The organism is Streptomyces sp. B1866 (assembly GCF_031932565.1).
Taxonomy (GTDB): Bacteria; Actinomycetota; Actinomycetes; order Streptomycetales; family Streptomycetaceae; genus Streptomyces.
Genome location: NZ_JAVSCF010000016.1, coordinates 1 through 14,561 on the forward strand (window position 1 = coordinate 1; position 14,561 = coordinate 14,561).

General features: G+C 74.2%; 11 protein-coding genes. 10 read left to right on the plus strand and 1 reads right to left on the minus strand.

Annotated elements, in window-relative coordinates:
• Positions 1–109 precede the first annotated feature (109 nt).
• The 5 genes from RKE29_RS04560 (at position 110) to RKE29_RS04580 (ending at position 8,038) form a co-directional block, all read left to right on the plus strand.
• Positions 110–2,680 carry a helicase C-terminal domain-containing protein gene (locus tag RKE29_RS04560; protein WP_312003744.1) on the plus strand — a complete coding sequence of 857 codons (2,571 nt, stop codon included), beginning with the start codon at positions 110–112 and terminating at the stop codon, positions 2,678–2,680.
• Positions 2,681–2,965: 285 nt separating this feature from the next.
• Positions 2,966–4,123 carry a DUF262 domain-containing protein gene (locus RKE29_RS04565; RefSeq protein WP_312003712.1) on the plus strand — a complete coding sequence of 386 codons (1,158 nt, stop codon included), beginning with the start codon at positions 2,966–2,968 and terminating at the stop codon, positions 4,121–4,123.
• Positions 4,120–5,229: a DUF3696 domain-containing protein gene (locus tag RKE29_RS04570; RefSeq protein ID WP_312003713.1), complete on the plus strand. Its 1,110-nt coding sequence runs from the start codon at positions 4,120–4,122 to the stop codon at positions 5,227–5,229. Before RKE29_RS04565 ends, RKE29_RS04570 begins: the two co-directional genes overlap by 4 nt.
• Complete coding sequence (locus tag RKE29_RS04575; RefSeq protein ID WP_312003714.1) at positions 5,210–6,202, plus strand: hypothetical protein; 993 nt, start codon at positions 5,210–5,212, stop codon at positions 6,200–6,202. The genes RKE29_RS04570 and RKE29_RS04575 overlap by 20 nt, the downstream gene beginning before the upstream one ends.
• Positions 6,203–6,379: 177 nt before the next feature.
• On the plus strand, positions 6,380–8,038 hold the full coding sequence (locus RKE29_RS04580; RefSeq protein ID WP_312003715.1) for a DNA repair helicase XPB: 1,659 nt from the start codon (positions 6,380–6,382) through the stop codon (positions 8,036–8,038).
• Between the two features lie 60 nt (positions 8,039–8,098).
• On the opposite strand, the gene RKE29_RS04585 is transcribed toward RKE29_RS04580, so the two are convergent.
• The gene (locus RKE29_RS04585; protein WP_312003716.1) at positions 8,099–8,338 is read right to left on the minus strand and encodes a hypothetical protein; all 240 of its coding nucleotides are present in this window, start codon (positions 8,336–8,338) and stop codon (positions 8,099–8,101) included.
• Positions 8,339–8,747: 409 nt separating this feature from the next.
• Between RKE29_RS04585 and RKE29_RS04590 the strand changes: the two genes are divergently transcribed.
• The 5 genes from RKE29_RS04590 to RKE29_RS04610 all read left to right on the plus strand — a co-directional run bounded on the left by RKE29_RS04590 (position 8,748) and on the right by RKE29_RS04610 (position 14,494).
• Positions 8,748–10,796, plus strand: coding sequence for an ATP-binding domain-containing protein (locus tag RKE29_RS04590; protein ID WP_312003717.1), 2,049 nt, complete (start codon positions 8,748–8,750; stop codon positions 10,794–10,796).
• Between the two features lie 249 nt (positions 10,797–11,045).
• The gene (locus tag RKE29_RS04595; protein ID WP_312003718.1) at positions 11,046–11,780 is read left to right on the plus strand and encodes a hypothetical protein; all 735 of its coding nucleotides are present in this window, start codon (positions 11,046–11,048) and stop codon (positions 11,778–11,780) included.
• A 270-nt stretch (positions 11,781–12,050) separates the two neighbouring features.
• The gene (locus tag RKE29_RS04600) at positions 12,051–12,743 is read left to right on the plus strand and encodes a hypothetical protein (protein WP_312003719.1); all 693 of its coding nucleotides are present in this window, start codon (positions 12,051–12,053) and stop codon (positions 12,741–12,743) included.
• 189 nt (positions 12,744–12,932) lie between these two features.
• Positions 12,933–13,349, plus strand: a complete 417-nt coding sequence (locus tag RKE29_RS04605) for a YciI family protein (RefSeq protein ID WP_312003720.1) — start codon at positions 12,933–12,935, stop codon at positions 13,347–13,349.
• The gene (locus RKE29_RS04610) at positions 13,349–14,494 is read left to right on the plus strand and encodes a DUF6596 domain-containing protein (protein WP_312003745.1); all 1,146 of its coding nucleotides are present in this window, start codon (positions 13,349–13,351) and stop codon (positions 14,492–14,494) included. The genes RKE29_RS04605 and RKE29_RS04610 overlap by 1 nt, the downstream gene beginning before the upstream one ends.
• The last annotated feature ends 67 nt before the right edge of the window (positions 14,495–14,561 follow it).

The window sequence follows — 14,561 nt, forward strand, 5'->3', positions numbered from 1 at the left end:
CGGACCGGCCGGCGGGCCGGGGGCGGTGCCGCGCCCGGCCGGAGCCGAGACCGCGACCGCCCCCGCCGCGGCGGCCGGGAGCGAGGGGCCGCGCACGCTCGCCGAGGAGCTGCGCACCCGCTCCGACGACGACCTCGCCGCCCTCCTGCGCGCCCGCCCCGACCTGCTGTCCCCGGTGCCGAACGACCTGACCCAGCTCGCCACCCGCGCCGGGACCCGCGCCTCGGTCGTACGGGCGGTGGAACGGCTCGACCGGTTCGCGCTCCAGACGGCCGAGGCGCTGGCGGTGGCGCCGGATCCGTGCCCGTACGAGACGCTGCGCGCGCTGATGACGGGCGACCCGCCCGGCCCCGAGCCCGCCACGGCGGCCGACCCCGAGCAGGAGCCCCCGGAACCGGTCCCCGAACCCGCCCTCGCCCCGCCCCTCCGGGACCGGGTCGCCGCCGCGCTCCCGGCCGCCCTGGCCACCCTGCGCGCGCAGGCCCTGGTGTGGGGCGGCGACGACCGCCTCCGCCTGGTCCGTACGGCCCGCGAACTGCTCGCCCCGTCCCCCACCGCGCCCTCCCCCACCGGCCTGGGCCCGACCGTCCGGGAGGCCACGGCGGGCATGTCGCCGGGCCGGCTCCAGGAGCTGCTGGGCGCGGTGGGGCTGCCGCCCACACACGACCCGGTGTCGGCGGTGACCGCGCTGACCGGCCTGTTCACCGACCGGGCCCGGGCGGCGGCGCTGCTGGCCCAGGCGCCGCCCGCCGCGCTCGCGGCGCTGGCGAAGCTGACCTGGGGCCCGCCGTACGGGGAGGTGACCGTCGCCTCCCCCGGCCCGCCCGTGGCCTGGCTGCTGGCCCGCGGCCTGCTGCTGCCGCTCGGCCCGCGCACCGTGGTGCTGCCCCGCGAGGTCGCCCTGCACCTGCGCGGCGGCCGCGCGCACCGCGCGCCCGAACCCGTGCCGCCGCCGCTGTCCGCCGCCGCCGCCGAGCACGGTCCACAGGCTGTGGACGCCGCGGCGGCCGGCCAGGCGCTCGCCGCCCTGGCCACCGTCGAGGAGCTGCTCACGCTCTGGGGCGCGGGCGGCCCCGCCGTGCTGCGCGCGGGCGGCCTGAGCATACGGGACCTGAAGCGCACCGCCGTGGCGCTCGACCTGGCCGAGCCGGTCGCCGCCTTCTGGATCGAGCTGGCGTACGCGGCCGGACTGCTGGCCTCGGACGGCGAGGCGGACGAGCGGTACGCCCCCACCCCCGCCTACGACGACTGGCTCGCCCTGCCCACCGCCCCGCGCTGGGCCGCCCTGGCCACCGCGTGGCTGGCCGCGACCCGCACCCCGGGCCTGGTCGGCGGCCGGGACGCCAAGGGCCGCGCGCTGGCCGCGCTCGGCCCGGACCTGGACCGCTCGGCGGCCCCCGAGGTGCGCCGCCGCGTGCTGTCCCTGCTGGCCGCGGCCCCGCCCGGCGCCGCCCTGGCGGCCGAGGCGCTGCTGGCGCGGCTGCGCTGGGACCGCCCGGCGCACCGCGGCCAGACCCCGGCCGAGGACCCGCGCTCGCGGCTGGCCGAATGGACGCTCGCCGAGGCCGAACTGCTGGGCGTCACCGGCCGCGGCGCCCTGTCGTCGTACGCCCGCACCCTCCTGCCCCCGCCCGAAACCCCCGCAACCGCGACCGCGACCCCCACCCCCAGAACCGCGACCCCCAGAACCACCACCTCCAGAACCACCCCCGCCGAATCGGCCGCGGCCGCCGCCCGCGCCGCCGACCTGCTGGCGCCCCTGCTCCCGAAGCCCCTGGACCACGTGCTGCTGCAAGCCGACCTGACGGCCGTGGCACCGGGCCCGCTGGAACGCCCGCTCGCCGAGACGATGAGCGTCCTGGCCGACGTGGAGTCCAAGGGCGGCGCGACGGTCTACCGCTTCACGCCCGCCTCCGTACGCCGCGCGCTGGACGCCGGCCGCGGCGCGGCCGACCTGCACGCCTTCCTGGCCGCGCACTCCCGCACGCCCGTGCCGCAGCCCCTCACCTACCTCATCGACGACGTGGCCCGGAAGCACGGCCGCCTGCGGGTGGGCGCGGCCTCGGCGTACCTGCGGTGCGACGACGACGCCCTGCTCACCGAGATCCTGGCCGACCGCCGCTCGGCGGCCCTGGGCCTGCGCCGTCTGGCGCCGACCGTCCTGGCCTCGCCGGCGCCACCGGACACGCTGCTGGAGACGCTGCGCGCCATGGGCTACGCGCCGGCCGCCGAGTCGGCGGCCGGCGACGTGCTGGTCACCCGCGCCCCCTCCCACCGCACCCCGCCCCGCGCGGCCCCCGTACCCGTACCGGAGGGCCCACCCGTGCCCGGCGACACGCTGCTGGCCGCCGCGCTGCGCGCCATCCGCGCGGGCGACCTGGCCGCCACCGCCCCGCACCGCCCCCCGGCCCCGGCCACCGGCCCCACCCCCGGCGTCCCGCACACCACCTCCGCCGACACCCTCGCCACCGTCCAGGCCGCCGCCCTCACCGGCTCACCCGTGTGGATCGGCTACGTCAACGCGGACGGCGCCGCCAGCCAGCGCGTGATCGCGCCCGTCCGGGTGGAGGGCGGCTTCGTCACGGCGTACGACCACACGGCCGACGAGATCCGCACATACCCCCTGCACCGCATCACCGGCGCCGCCGAACTGACCGACCCGGCCGACGACACCGCCTGACCCGCCCAGCCCGTGCCCCCGCCGGACCCGGACCCGGCACCCGGCCGCGTGCGCGACACTGGGAGCTTGGCCGCCACCGCGGCAAAGCAGCACAACACCGAACAAGCCCCCCGAAGGCGCAGCGATGGAGACCCGGGTGAACGCCGGACCCCTGATCGTCCAAGCGATCAGGTCTGATACGCATACCAGCCCTGTCGGAAAGAGCAGGCCGGTCGGGGTTTCGACCACCCCACCACCCGCTCAGGCCCGGAACCGGCCAGGGGCCCTCGCCGTAGGATCGCCCGCATGACGACGGCGCATGCACAGGAAGCACCTGAGGTGGTCGAGGACGTCTTCGACGGTCAGGCGACCGGTGTCGAGGTCGAGGTTGACGGCGGGGCGGACGCGGCGATCGTGAAGCCGTGGGATCCCGCACTGATCCGGGTGACCACCAACCAGTTCTCGCTCCGGAACATCTTGGACATGATCGACGAGGGCTCGCTGGAACTGGCCCCCGACTTTCAGCGCGGCCAGGTGTGGAAGATCGAGCAGAAGTCCCGCCTCGTCGAGTCGGTGCTGCTGCAGATCCCGCTCCCCGCCTTCTACTTCGCCGAGGACAGTGACGGCGCGTTCCGGGTCGTCGACGGACTGCAACGGCTCTCGACTCTGCACGCCTACGTACGAGGAAACGGGAAGGGCTTCCGCCTCAAGGGGCTGGAGTACCTCAACGAGAACGACAAGAACTTCGCCGACCTGCCCGTCCAGTGGCAGCGCCGCATCTACAACACCCAGCTCGTGGTGAACGTCATCGACCCGACGACGCCGCCGGATGTCATGTACGACATCTTCAAGCGCATCAACACCGGTGGCACCCCGCTGAACGCTCAGGAGATCCGGCACTGCATGAGCCGGAAGCGGAGCCGCGACATCCTCAAGACCATGACGTCCATGGAGGAGTTCAATGCGGCGACGAACCGCATGGGCGGCCACATCCGCATGAACGACCGGGAGATGGCGCTCCGCTTCGCCGCCTTCTGGCTACTCGGCATGGATGCCTACAGGGAGCGGCCGGCGATGGATCCGTTCTTGGAGCGGGCGACACGGCTGCTGGACAACACGAAGGAACTTCCCGATCCGCGAGTGAACGAGCTGTATGAGGCATTCCGCACGGCTATGTTCAATGCCCGTCTGATCTTCGGGGATCACACCTTCCGCAAGTGGCCGGAAGGCGTGACATGGCGCAATCCAATCAACCGGGCGCTCTTCGAGACCTGGTCGATCGCCCTGGCCCCTTACGCTCAGGCGGACCTGGAGCGCCGGCGGACGGCCATCGTCGCAGCCGCCCGGCGCCGGATGACCCGTGACATCGGCTATCTCGACGCCATCACCTCTTCCACCAGTGACCGGCGCCGTGTGGAGTACCGGTTCCAGGCAGCGGCCGAGGACGCGAAGGCAGGCGCGTGATCACCACGCTGGGCATCCGCAACTTCAAGTGCTTTTCGGACGCCGAGTTCGCTCTGCGCCCGCTGACCGTGCTGACCGGGCTCAACGGGTCGGGCAAGAGCACCGTTGTCCAGGCTCTGCTGCTGGTCCGCCAGGCGGTCCAGTCGCCCAGCAGCGAGATGATCCAGCTCAATGGGCCGTACAGGCTGGCTCTGGGCGAGGCACAGGAACTGCTGCACCCGGCAGCACAGCAGCCCGAGTTCGGCGTACGGCTGCGAGCCGACGGAACGGACGCCGACTGGAGCTACCGCTTCGGCATTCCCAGCGAGCGCGCCCTGCACCTCACGGTCGAAGCGTCGCCCAGCCAGCCCCCGCCCGAATTGGACCGGTCGGGAAGCGGCTTCACCTACCTCTGCGCGGAACGCCTCGGCCCCCGCGACCTGCTGTCCGTGTCCGCCGAGCCACCCGACGAACTCGGGGTCGGCGTACAAGGGGAGCATACGGCGCAGGTGCTGGCACTGCGACAGGAACGGCTGACCACGCGTCGGCTGACCGTACGCGAACCGCTTCGGCATCCGGCCTCCAATGTGCCGCTCCTGCGCAACCAGGCCGAAGCGTGGGCCTCGCACATCATCCGGCCCCTCCAGATCACGGCGCAGTGGGCGCCGGGGATCGCCGCCAGCACCATCCGGTTCAAGGAGACAGGACCCTACGGCGAGGTGATCCGCCCGGCCAACACCGGCTTCGGCGTCTCCTACGCGCTGCCCGTCATCGTCGCGGGGCTGATGACCGAACCCGGCGACATCCTGATCGTGGAGAACCCCGAGGCGCATCTCCATCCCGCCGGGCAGTCCCGTCTGGGCCGCTTTCTGGCACAGGTCGCCGGCAGCGGGGTCCAGGTGATCATGGAAACCCACAGCGACCACGTTCTCAACGGCGCTCGACTCGGCGTCGTCGAAGAGGGGCCGCTGTCATCGCATCAGGCGATCGTGCACTATTTCGGCCGGGAGGAGATCGTCCCCATCGAGCTGACCGAGCGCGGCGAACTCACCACCTGGCCGAGCGGCTTCTTCGACCAGATCGAGGACGACCTGGGGAGGCTGGCACGTGCCCGGCGCCGAAGGTGAATCCCACGGGGACCCGCCGTACCGGGTGGTCGTCGACGAGACCAGCTTCGACTTCCGCGAACTGGAGCCGGATCGGCTGACTGGCGTGCTGGACGACTTCAACGACGCCCTCGGGGACATCCTCCGCGAACGCCCCGTGGCCGCAGCTGAATGGTGGCACGAACACGCATGCCTGGACGGCTGCGAGCTGTCCGAGTTCCTCTACGTGCGGGGAGGACCGGGCGACACGGTCTCTCCGGACGTGCGCCGCCGAACCGCCCTCCTGATGGACCGCTGCCGCGCGTGGGACACGGGCGACACCGCGGATGTCCCGGACAGGGTCCACGTGGCCGGAGAAGTACGAGAGCTCGCCTGGACGCTCGGCCACGCACTGCGACGCACGTTAGACGGCTGCACAACAGCCTGCCTCGTCTTTCCGGCCGACAACGCCGTCACGCGCGGCTGGCATCCGGTCGGCATTCCAACAGGCAATGCCGCGGCGGAGCTGTACTTCCTGCACGCAGCCAGCGATCTCACGGCCTTCTGGCGCGGCCTGTATGAACGCGAGGATGTTCCCGAGCGCCTCTTCCCCGTCCTGGCAGCGGACGCCTTCCCTAGTCTCGTCCTCGCGAGCACACTGTCCTTCCGGAAGTTCGACGGCACCTACCGGGAGCTGCGCTCCTGGGTGGCCAAGGTCCTGGCCGTGCTGGACGATCACTTCGCGGACGCACTGGCCCGGCACGCCGGACTGCCCGATCACGTCCAGGCCGAACTGGGCCGCTTCGGAATCGACCTGTCACCCGAGAGCCCCAACACCCGGGCCAAGGAAAAGGTGATGCGGCAGCGGTATGTCGAGCACGAGGGGGAGACCTACCGCTGCGAGTGGCACGCCAAGCAGCACCCGGCACGAAACCGCGTGCACTTCACACTGCCCGAGCAGCGGCTGGGCGGGCGCATTCTCGTCGGGATCTTCGTCAACCACCTGGATACGTAACGTGGTCACTCGGCGCGACGACGCCATCGCCTTTGCCGGGAAGATTCAGAGACCCGACCAGCACAATCGTGAATTTCATTCTCCAAGGGCGGATTCCAGCTCGGGTGCCGGGTTCCCGGTCTGGCGCCTACATAGGGCACACTAGGATTTCGACCTGAGTGAAACGAGGCTCCGCACGTGAATGGTCCACTCATCGTCCAAAGTGACAAGACCCTCCTGCTCGAAGTGGACCACGAGCAGGCCGACGCCTGCCGCCGTGCCATCGCGCCGTTCGCCGAGCTGGAGCGCGCCCCCGAGCACATCCACACCTACCGGGTCACGCCCCTGGGCCTGTGGAACGCGCGGGCGGCCGGGCACGACGCCGAGCAGGTGGTCGACGCGCTGGTCAGCTACGCCCGGTATCCCGTGCCGCACGCCCTGCTGGTCGACGTCACCGAGACGATGGACCGCTACGGCCGCCTCACCCTCAGCAAGCACCCCGCCCACGGTCTGGTGCTGACCAGCACCGACCGGCCGGTGCTGGAGGAGGTGCTGCGGTCGAAGAAGGTCCAGCCGCTGGTGGGGGTTCGCGTCGACCAGGACACCGTCGCCGTGCACCCCTCCGAGCGCGGGCAGATCAAGCAGGTGCTGCTGAAGCTGGGGTGGCCCGCCGAGGATCTGGCCGGTTACGTGGACGGGGAGGCGCACCCGATCGAGCTGCGCGAGGACGGGTGGGCGCTGCGGCCGTACCAGCGGCAGGCGGTGGAGGGGTTCTGGCACGGCGGGTCGGGGGTGGTGGTGCTGCCGTGCGGCGCGGGCAAGACGCTGGTCGGCGCGGGCGCCATGGCCGAGGCGAAGTCGACCACGCTGATCCTGGTGACCAACACCGTCTCGGCCCGGCAGTGGAAGCACGAGCTGGTGCGGCGCACGTCGCTGACCGAGGCCGAGATCGGCGAGTACAGCGGTACGAAGAAGGAGATACGGCCGGTCACCATCGCCACGTACCAGGTGCTGACCACCCGGCGGAAGGGCGTCTACCCGCACCTGGAGCTGTTCGACTCGCGGGACTGGGGGCTGATCGTCTACGACGAGGTGCACCTGCTGCCCGCGCCGGTGTTCAAGTTCACCGCCGATCTCCAGGCGCGCCGCCGCCTGGGGCTGACGGCCACGCTCGTCCGCGAGGACGGGCGCGAGTCGGACGTCTTCTCGCTGATCGGGCCGAAGCGGTTCGACGCGCCGTGGAAGGAGATCGAGGCGCAGGGGTACATCGCGCCCGCCGACTGCGTGGAGGTGCGGGTCAGCCTGACGGACGCCGAGCGGCTGACGTACGCGACCGCCGAGACCGAGGACAAGTACCGCTACTGCGCGACGACCGACTCCAAACGCCGGGTCACCGAGGCGCTGGTGGCCCGGCACCGGGGGCAGCAGACGCTGGTGATCGGGCAGTACATCGACCAGCTGGACGAGCTGGCGGAGCACCTGGGCGCGCCCGTGGTCAAGGGCGAGACGAGCAACGCGCAGCGCGAGAAGCTGTTCGAGGCGTTCCGCCAGGGGGAGATCTCGGTGCTGGTGGTGTCGAAGGTGGCGAACTTCTCCATCGACCTGCCGGAGGCGACGGTCGCCATCCAGGTGTCGGGCACCTTCGGCTCCCGGCAGGAGGAGGCCCAGCGGCTGGGCCGGGTGCTGCGCCCGAAGGCGGACGGGCACGAGGCGCGGTTCTACTCGGTGGTCGCGCGCGACACGATCGACCAGGACTTCGCCGCGCACCGGCAGCGGTTCCTGGCCGAGCAGGGGTACGCGTACCGGATCGTGGACGCGGGAGAGCTGCTGGCGGAGGGTGACGTGGAGGACGCCTGACAGGTTTTCACACAGGGGTCGGGCGGATGTTCGGGCAGACGTCTCGGCAGAAGCGGGCGGTCAGGCGGCTTCGGCGTACGGGCCGGGGTCCGGGCGCCGGTCGCCGTCGCCGTACGGGCCGCGCTCCGGGCCGTACTTGTGCTCGTTGTACTCGCCCAGGACGGCCACGCTGAACGCCGTGGACGCGAAGACGCGGATCGCCCGGAAGGTGCCTCCCAGGACGGTGCGCACGGTGGCGGGCGGCTCCTGGGACAGGACGGGGTCGGCGTGCCGGAGGCTGGAGGCTGCTGCGAAGCTCATGCCCTCAATGATCGTTCCGGCGCGGCGCCGGGACATCGACCTGCCGGTGTAACCGCGGACGCCGGGGCGTACGACCTGAAGGTGGACGGCGTACGACCACAGGGCCATGCCGTCCCCTACGGGAGGTGGAGGGCGACCCTGAAATTCCGTCGCGGCGGCCGGGGGGGGCTGACTACACTCGCCCGTCTTGCCCCGCCTCCCGGACGGCAGCGAGCACGTTACGTGCGACGCGTGACGCCCGCGGGAGAGCCGCCGCCCGGACGGAAACCGGAACGGCACCCTTTCGCGACCGCCCGTACGCACCACCGCCGGAGGCAACGCCGTGCCCGCGCACGCCCCCCATCCCGACCGCCCCGCAGAACCCGGAGCCGCCGACCTCGCCGCGGACCTCGGAGAAGGACCCGGATCCGTGTCCGGGTCCGGCCCCGAAGCCGGGGCCCTGGCCCGGGAGCGGACCCACCTGGCCGCCTCCCGCGCCGCCCTGCGCGCCATGCGCGCCGACGCGCAGGCCCTGGACCTGCGCGACGTCGCCGCCACGTGGGTCGGTGCCGAGGTCCTGCGGCACCAGGTGGCGGAGCGCGTCGCGGCGCTCGCCGACCACCCGGACACGCCCCTGTTCTTCGGCCGCCTCGACTACGAGGACGCCGAAGGCTCCGGGGTCGCCGCCGACGGCAGCCGGTTCTACATCGGCCGCCGCCACGTGCACGACGCCGGCGGCGACCCCATGGTCGTCGACTGGCGCGCGCCGGTGTCGCAGCCCTTCTACCGGGCGTCGCGCGCGGAGCCGTCCGGCGTGACGCTGCGCCGCCGGTTCGGCTACACGGGCGGCGAGCTGACCGCGTACGAGGACGAGCACCTGTCGGATCCGAGCCGCGCGGAGACGGCCGGCAGGCTGCTCCAGGCCGAGATCGAGCGCCCGCGCGTGGGACCGATGCGGGACATCGTCGCCACCATCCAGCCGGAGCAGGACGAGATCGTCCGGGCGGACGTCGGCGGCACGGTGTGCGTGCAGGGCGCGCCGGGCACCGGCAAGACGGCGGTCGGCCTGCACCGGGTGGCCTACCTGCTGTACGCGCACCGCGAGCGGCTGGCGCGCACCGGCACGCTGGTGATCGGCCCGAACCGCTCGTTCCTGCGGTACATCGAGCAGGTGCTGCCCGCCCTCGGCGAACTCCGGGTCCAGCAGGCGACGGTGGACGACCTGGTCGCGCACGTCGAGGTGCGCGGCACGGACTCGGCGGCCGCGGCCCGGGTCAAGGGCGACGCGCGGATGGCCGAGGTGCTGCGGCGGGCCCTGCGCTCGCACGTGACCGAGCCCGCCGAGCCGTGCGTGGTGGTGCGCGGCTCGCGCCGCTGGCGGGTCCCGGCGTACGAGCTGGCGGAGATCGTCCGCGAGCTGCTGGCCCGCGACATCCGCTACGGCGCGGCCCGCGAGGCGCTGCCCCAGCGCGTCGCGCACGCCGTGCTCGTACGGATGGAGCAGGCGGGCGAGGCTCCGGACGACCGGGTGCAGGACGCGGTGGCGCGCAGTCCGGCGGTGAAGGCCGTGGTGAAGGCGGCGTGGCCGCCGGTGGATCCGGCGAGGCTGGTCTCACGCCTGCTGTCCGACCCGGACTTCCTGGCCGCGCACGCGGACGGCGTGCTGTCCGCGCAGGAGCAGAAGGAGATCCTGTGGGCCCGGCCGGCCCGCGGCGTGCGGTCGGCGAGGTGGTCGGCGGCCGACGCGGTGCTGGTGGACGAGGCCGCCGACCTCGTGCGGCGCACGCCGTCGCTCGGGCACGTGGTGCTGGACGAGGCGCAGGACCTGTCGCCGATGCAGTACCGGGCGGTGGGGCGGCGCTGCACGACCGGTTCGGCGACGGTCCTGGGCGACCTGGCGCAGGGCACCACGCCGTGGGCGACCGGCAGCTGGCGGGAGGCGCTGGCCCACCTGGGCAAGCCGGACGCCGGGGTGGCGGAGCTGACGCGCGGCTTCCGCGTGCCGCGCGAGGTCATCGCGTACGCGTCCCGGCTGCTGCCCGCTATCGCGCCGGGCCTGGCCGCGGCCACGTCGGTACGCGACGCGCCGGGCGCGCTGGCCGTGCGGCGGGTGGCGGCGGGCGGGCTGGACGCGGCGGTGGCGGCGGCCTGCCGCGCGGCGCTGGAGCGGGAGGGCTCGACCGGCCTGATCGCGGCGGACGCCCGGGTCCCGCGGCTGGCCGAGGCTCTGGCGGCGGCGGGCCTGACGCACCTGCTGCCGGGCGAGGAGACCACCGCGGACACCCGGCTGACCCTGGTTCCGGCGACGCTCGCCAAGGGTCTGGAGTACGACCACGTGGTGCTGGACGAGCCGGCGGCGGTGGTCGACGGCGAACCGGACGAGCGCACCGGGCTGCGGCGGCTGTACGTGGCCCTGACGCGCGCGGTCTCGGGCCTGACGGTGGTGCACGCGGCGCCGCTGCCGTCGCGGCTGGCGTGAGCGGGCCCGGGGGCACGGCGGACGGCCCGGCGGCCCGGCGGCCCGGTCCCTCCTCAGCCGACGCCGACCGCGGCCGGTGAAACCCGGCCTTCGGGCTCCCTTCACCGGATCGTTACGCGCTACACCCGCCCCAAAGCGCGACAAGTGCGCCAAACTCGCCAAACGCCACTTGACTCCCGCACCGGGTCGATCGGAGGCTGAGCCGCCACCCCCGCACCCGCCCCTTCTGCCCCAGAAGTTGGTACCTGTATGCGCAACTACACCACGGCTTGTGCGGTGGCGGTGGCCGCGGCCACGTCCGCCCTCCTCGCCGCTCCGGCCGCCTACGCGACCCCGCACGGCGACAACGGCACCGTGAAGATCCACGACGCCGTCACCGGCGAGGCGCTGGAGCGGAACGAGCCGCACGTCTGCACGTTCTACCTCGACGCCTTCGGCTTCGACGACCGCCAGCAGGTCGCGTGGAAGATAGTCGAGATGCCGCCCACCGGCACCAAGGACACCGAGGCCAAGTCCGGCACGCTCACGCTGGACGCCAAGGGCCACGGCCGCAGCACCGACCTGAACCTGCCGGACGGCCACTACAAGCTGGTGTGGAACTTCGACGGCGAGCACGGCGAGGCCAAGCACAAGGTCTTCTGGACCGACTGCCCGTCCGCGAGCCCCAGCGCCACGCCGTCGTCCAGCGCCACCCCCTCCGCCTCCACCTCGCCGTCGCCGGGCACCAGCCCGAGCCCCGGCAGCACGCCGTCCGGCGACCCGTCGCAGGGGCCGGGCACCCCGGGTGACCCGGGTTCGTCCGGCACTCCGGCGGCCGGCGGCCCGGGCTCGTCCGCCGGTCCGGACGGCGGCGGCAACCTGGCCGAGACCGGCTCCGGCCTGCCCCTGGGCGCGACGGCCGCCGCTTCGGCCGCCCTGCTCGGCGCGGGCGGCTACCTCCTGCTGCTGCGCCGCCGCCGGGCCGCGAACGCGCAGCAGGACTGATACGACCCGGTGGGGGCCCTCGGGGACTGGGCTCCCACCGGGCCGGGCCCTCCCGCCCGGTCGGCCCGACGGCCGACCGGGCGGGCACAGGTCCGGCCGCCCCGCCCGCTTCCGGCGCCGACGAGGCCCCTCCACCGGCGCCGACGAGCCGGCCTCCGCCAGCGCCGGTAAGGCCGGCCCTCGCCGGCGCCGCCCCGCCGCACTCCCCGCCGCACCCGCCGCCGCACCCGCGCCCGTACGCCCCGGTGCCGGGACGGCACACTGGGCACCATGGCTCCCCCCTCCGCGCCCGAGGCGCCCGAAGCGCCCGACGCCCCGTCCGAGCAGCCGCTGCTGGAGTCCTGGGCCGGCCTCCTGCGCGCCGCCCGCGCACCGGAGCGGGCGGCGCACCCCGACCCGTACCCGTACGGCCGCGACCTGCTCGCCCGCTGGGCCGAGCCGCAGCGCCGCTACCACACCACCGCGCACCTCGCCGCCGTCCTCGACCACGTGGACGCGCTCGCGCACCGCGCCGCCGACCCGGTGGCCGTGCGGCTCGCGGCCTGGTTCCACGACGCCGTCTACCTGCCCGAGCGCTCCACGAACGAGGAGCGCAGCGCCCGGCTCGCCGAGCGGGCCCTGCCGGAGGCCGGGGTCGCCCCGGCGCGTACGGCCGAGGTGGCGCGGCTGGTGCGGCTGACCGCCACGCACGACCCCGCCCCCGGCGACGCCGACGGCGAGGTGCTGTGCGACGCCGACCTGGCCGTGCTCGCCGGTCCGCCCCGGGAGTACGCGGCCTACGCCGCCGCCGTCCGCCAGGAGTACGGCTTCGTGCCCGACGACGTCTTCCGCGAGGGCCGGGCCGCGGCGCTGCGGCAGCTGCTGGGCCTGCCGCGGCTGTTCCGCACGCCGGAGGGGTACGAGCGCTGGGAGCGCGCCGCCCGGCACAACGTGGGCACGGAGCTGGAGCTGCTGCGCGCGTGACCCGCGCCCGGCCGCCGCCGCCCGCACGGCGCCCACCACCCGGATCTCGGGCGACACGAGGGTTTACCGGAGCCGCTTGCCAGAAGAGCCGAAAAAAATTCCGGCGCCGATGTCGAGAACCCGCGCCCGGCTCCGTCCCCGGGGTGAACGCGACCACAATGGGCCGCACCAGCACCAAGGAGAACCACGATGGCCAAGTACCTGCTGCTCAAGCACTACCGCGGCGCTCCGGACCCGGTCAACAACGTGCCCATGGACCAGTGGACGCCGGAGGAGATCTCGGCGCACGTGCGGTACATGCGGGACTTCGCGGACCGGCTGGAGAAGACCGGCGAGTTCGTCGACGGCCAGGCGCTCGCCCCCGAGGGGACCTGGGTCCGGTACGACGGCGAGGGGCGCCCGCCGGTCACCGACGGCCCGTTCGCCGAGACCAAGGACCTCATCGCCGGCTGGATGGTGATCGACGTCGACAGCCACGAGCGCGCCGTCGAGCTGGCCGGGGAGCTGTCGGCCGCCCCCGGGAAGGACGGGAAGCCGATCCACGAGTGGCTGGAGCTGCGCCCGTTCCTGGCCGCGCCGCCCACCGTCACGGAGTGCCCGCACTGATGGACGAGGCCCTGCTCAGGAGCCTCACGCCGAGCGTGCTCGCGATCCTCGTCCGCCGCGGAGCCGACTTCGCGGCGGCCGAGGACGCCGTGCAGGACGCCCTGGTCGAGGCGGTCCGCGCCTGGCCGGCCGACCGGCCGCGGGACCCGAAGGGCTGGCTGGTCACCGTGGCCTGGCGCCGGTTCCTCGACGCGACCCGGGCGGACGCCGCCCGCCGCCGGCGTGAGGACCTCCTCGACCAGGAGCCGGCGCCCGGGCCCGCGCCCGCGGCGGACGACACGCTCCGGCTCTACTTCCTGTGCGCCCACCCGTCGCTGACGCCGTCGTCGGCGGTCGCGCTCACGCTGCGCGCCGTCGGCGGGCTCACCACCCGCCAGATCGCCCAGGCCTACCTGGTGCCCGAGGCGACCATGGCCCAGAGGATCAGCCGCGCCAAGCGCACGGTCTCCGGCGTGCGGTTCGACCAGCCGGGCGACGTCGCCACCGTGCTGCGCGTCCTGTACCTGGTCTTCAACGAGGGCTACTCGGGCGACGTCGACCTGGCCGCCGAGGCCATCCGGCTCACCCGGCAGCTCGCGGCCCGGTTCGACCACCCCGAGGTGGCCGGACTGCTCGCCCTCATGCTGCTCCACCACGCCCGGCGCGCCACCCGGACCGCGCCCGACGGCAGCCTGGTGCCGCTCGCCGAGCAGGACCGCGGCCGGTGGGACACCAGGCTGATCGCCGAGGGCGTCGGAATCCTCCAGGCGGCCCTGGCCCGGGACCGGCTGGGCGAGTACCAGGCGCAGGCCGCCGTCGCCGCACTCCACGCCGACGCGCCCACCGCCGAGGAGACCGACTGGGTGCAGATCGTCGAGTGGTACGACGAGCTGGTCCGCCTGACCGGCAGCCCGGTCGTCCGGCTGGGCCGCGCGGTGGCGGTCGGCGAGGCCGACGGACCGCGCGCCGGCCTGGCGGCGCTGGCGGCGCTGGACGACGCCCTGCCCCGCCGCACCGCGGCAGCGGCGTACCTCCACGAACGCGACGGCGACCTGGCGACGGCGGCCCGCCTGTACGCCGAGGCGGCCCGCGAGGCACCCAACCTGGCCGAGCGGGACTACCTGACCCGCCAGGCCGCGCGGCTCAACACCCGCCGGAGCCGCTGACCGGCCGCGCCCCGGTCCGCCCCGCGGCACGCGGCGCGGTCCGTCCCGCGGCACGCGGCGCGGCGAG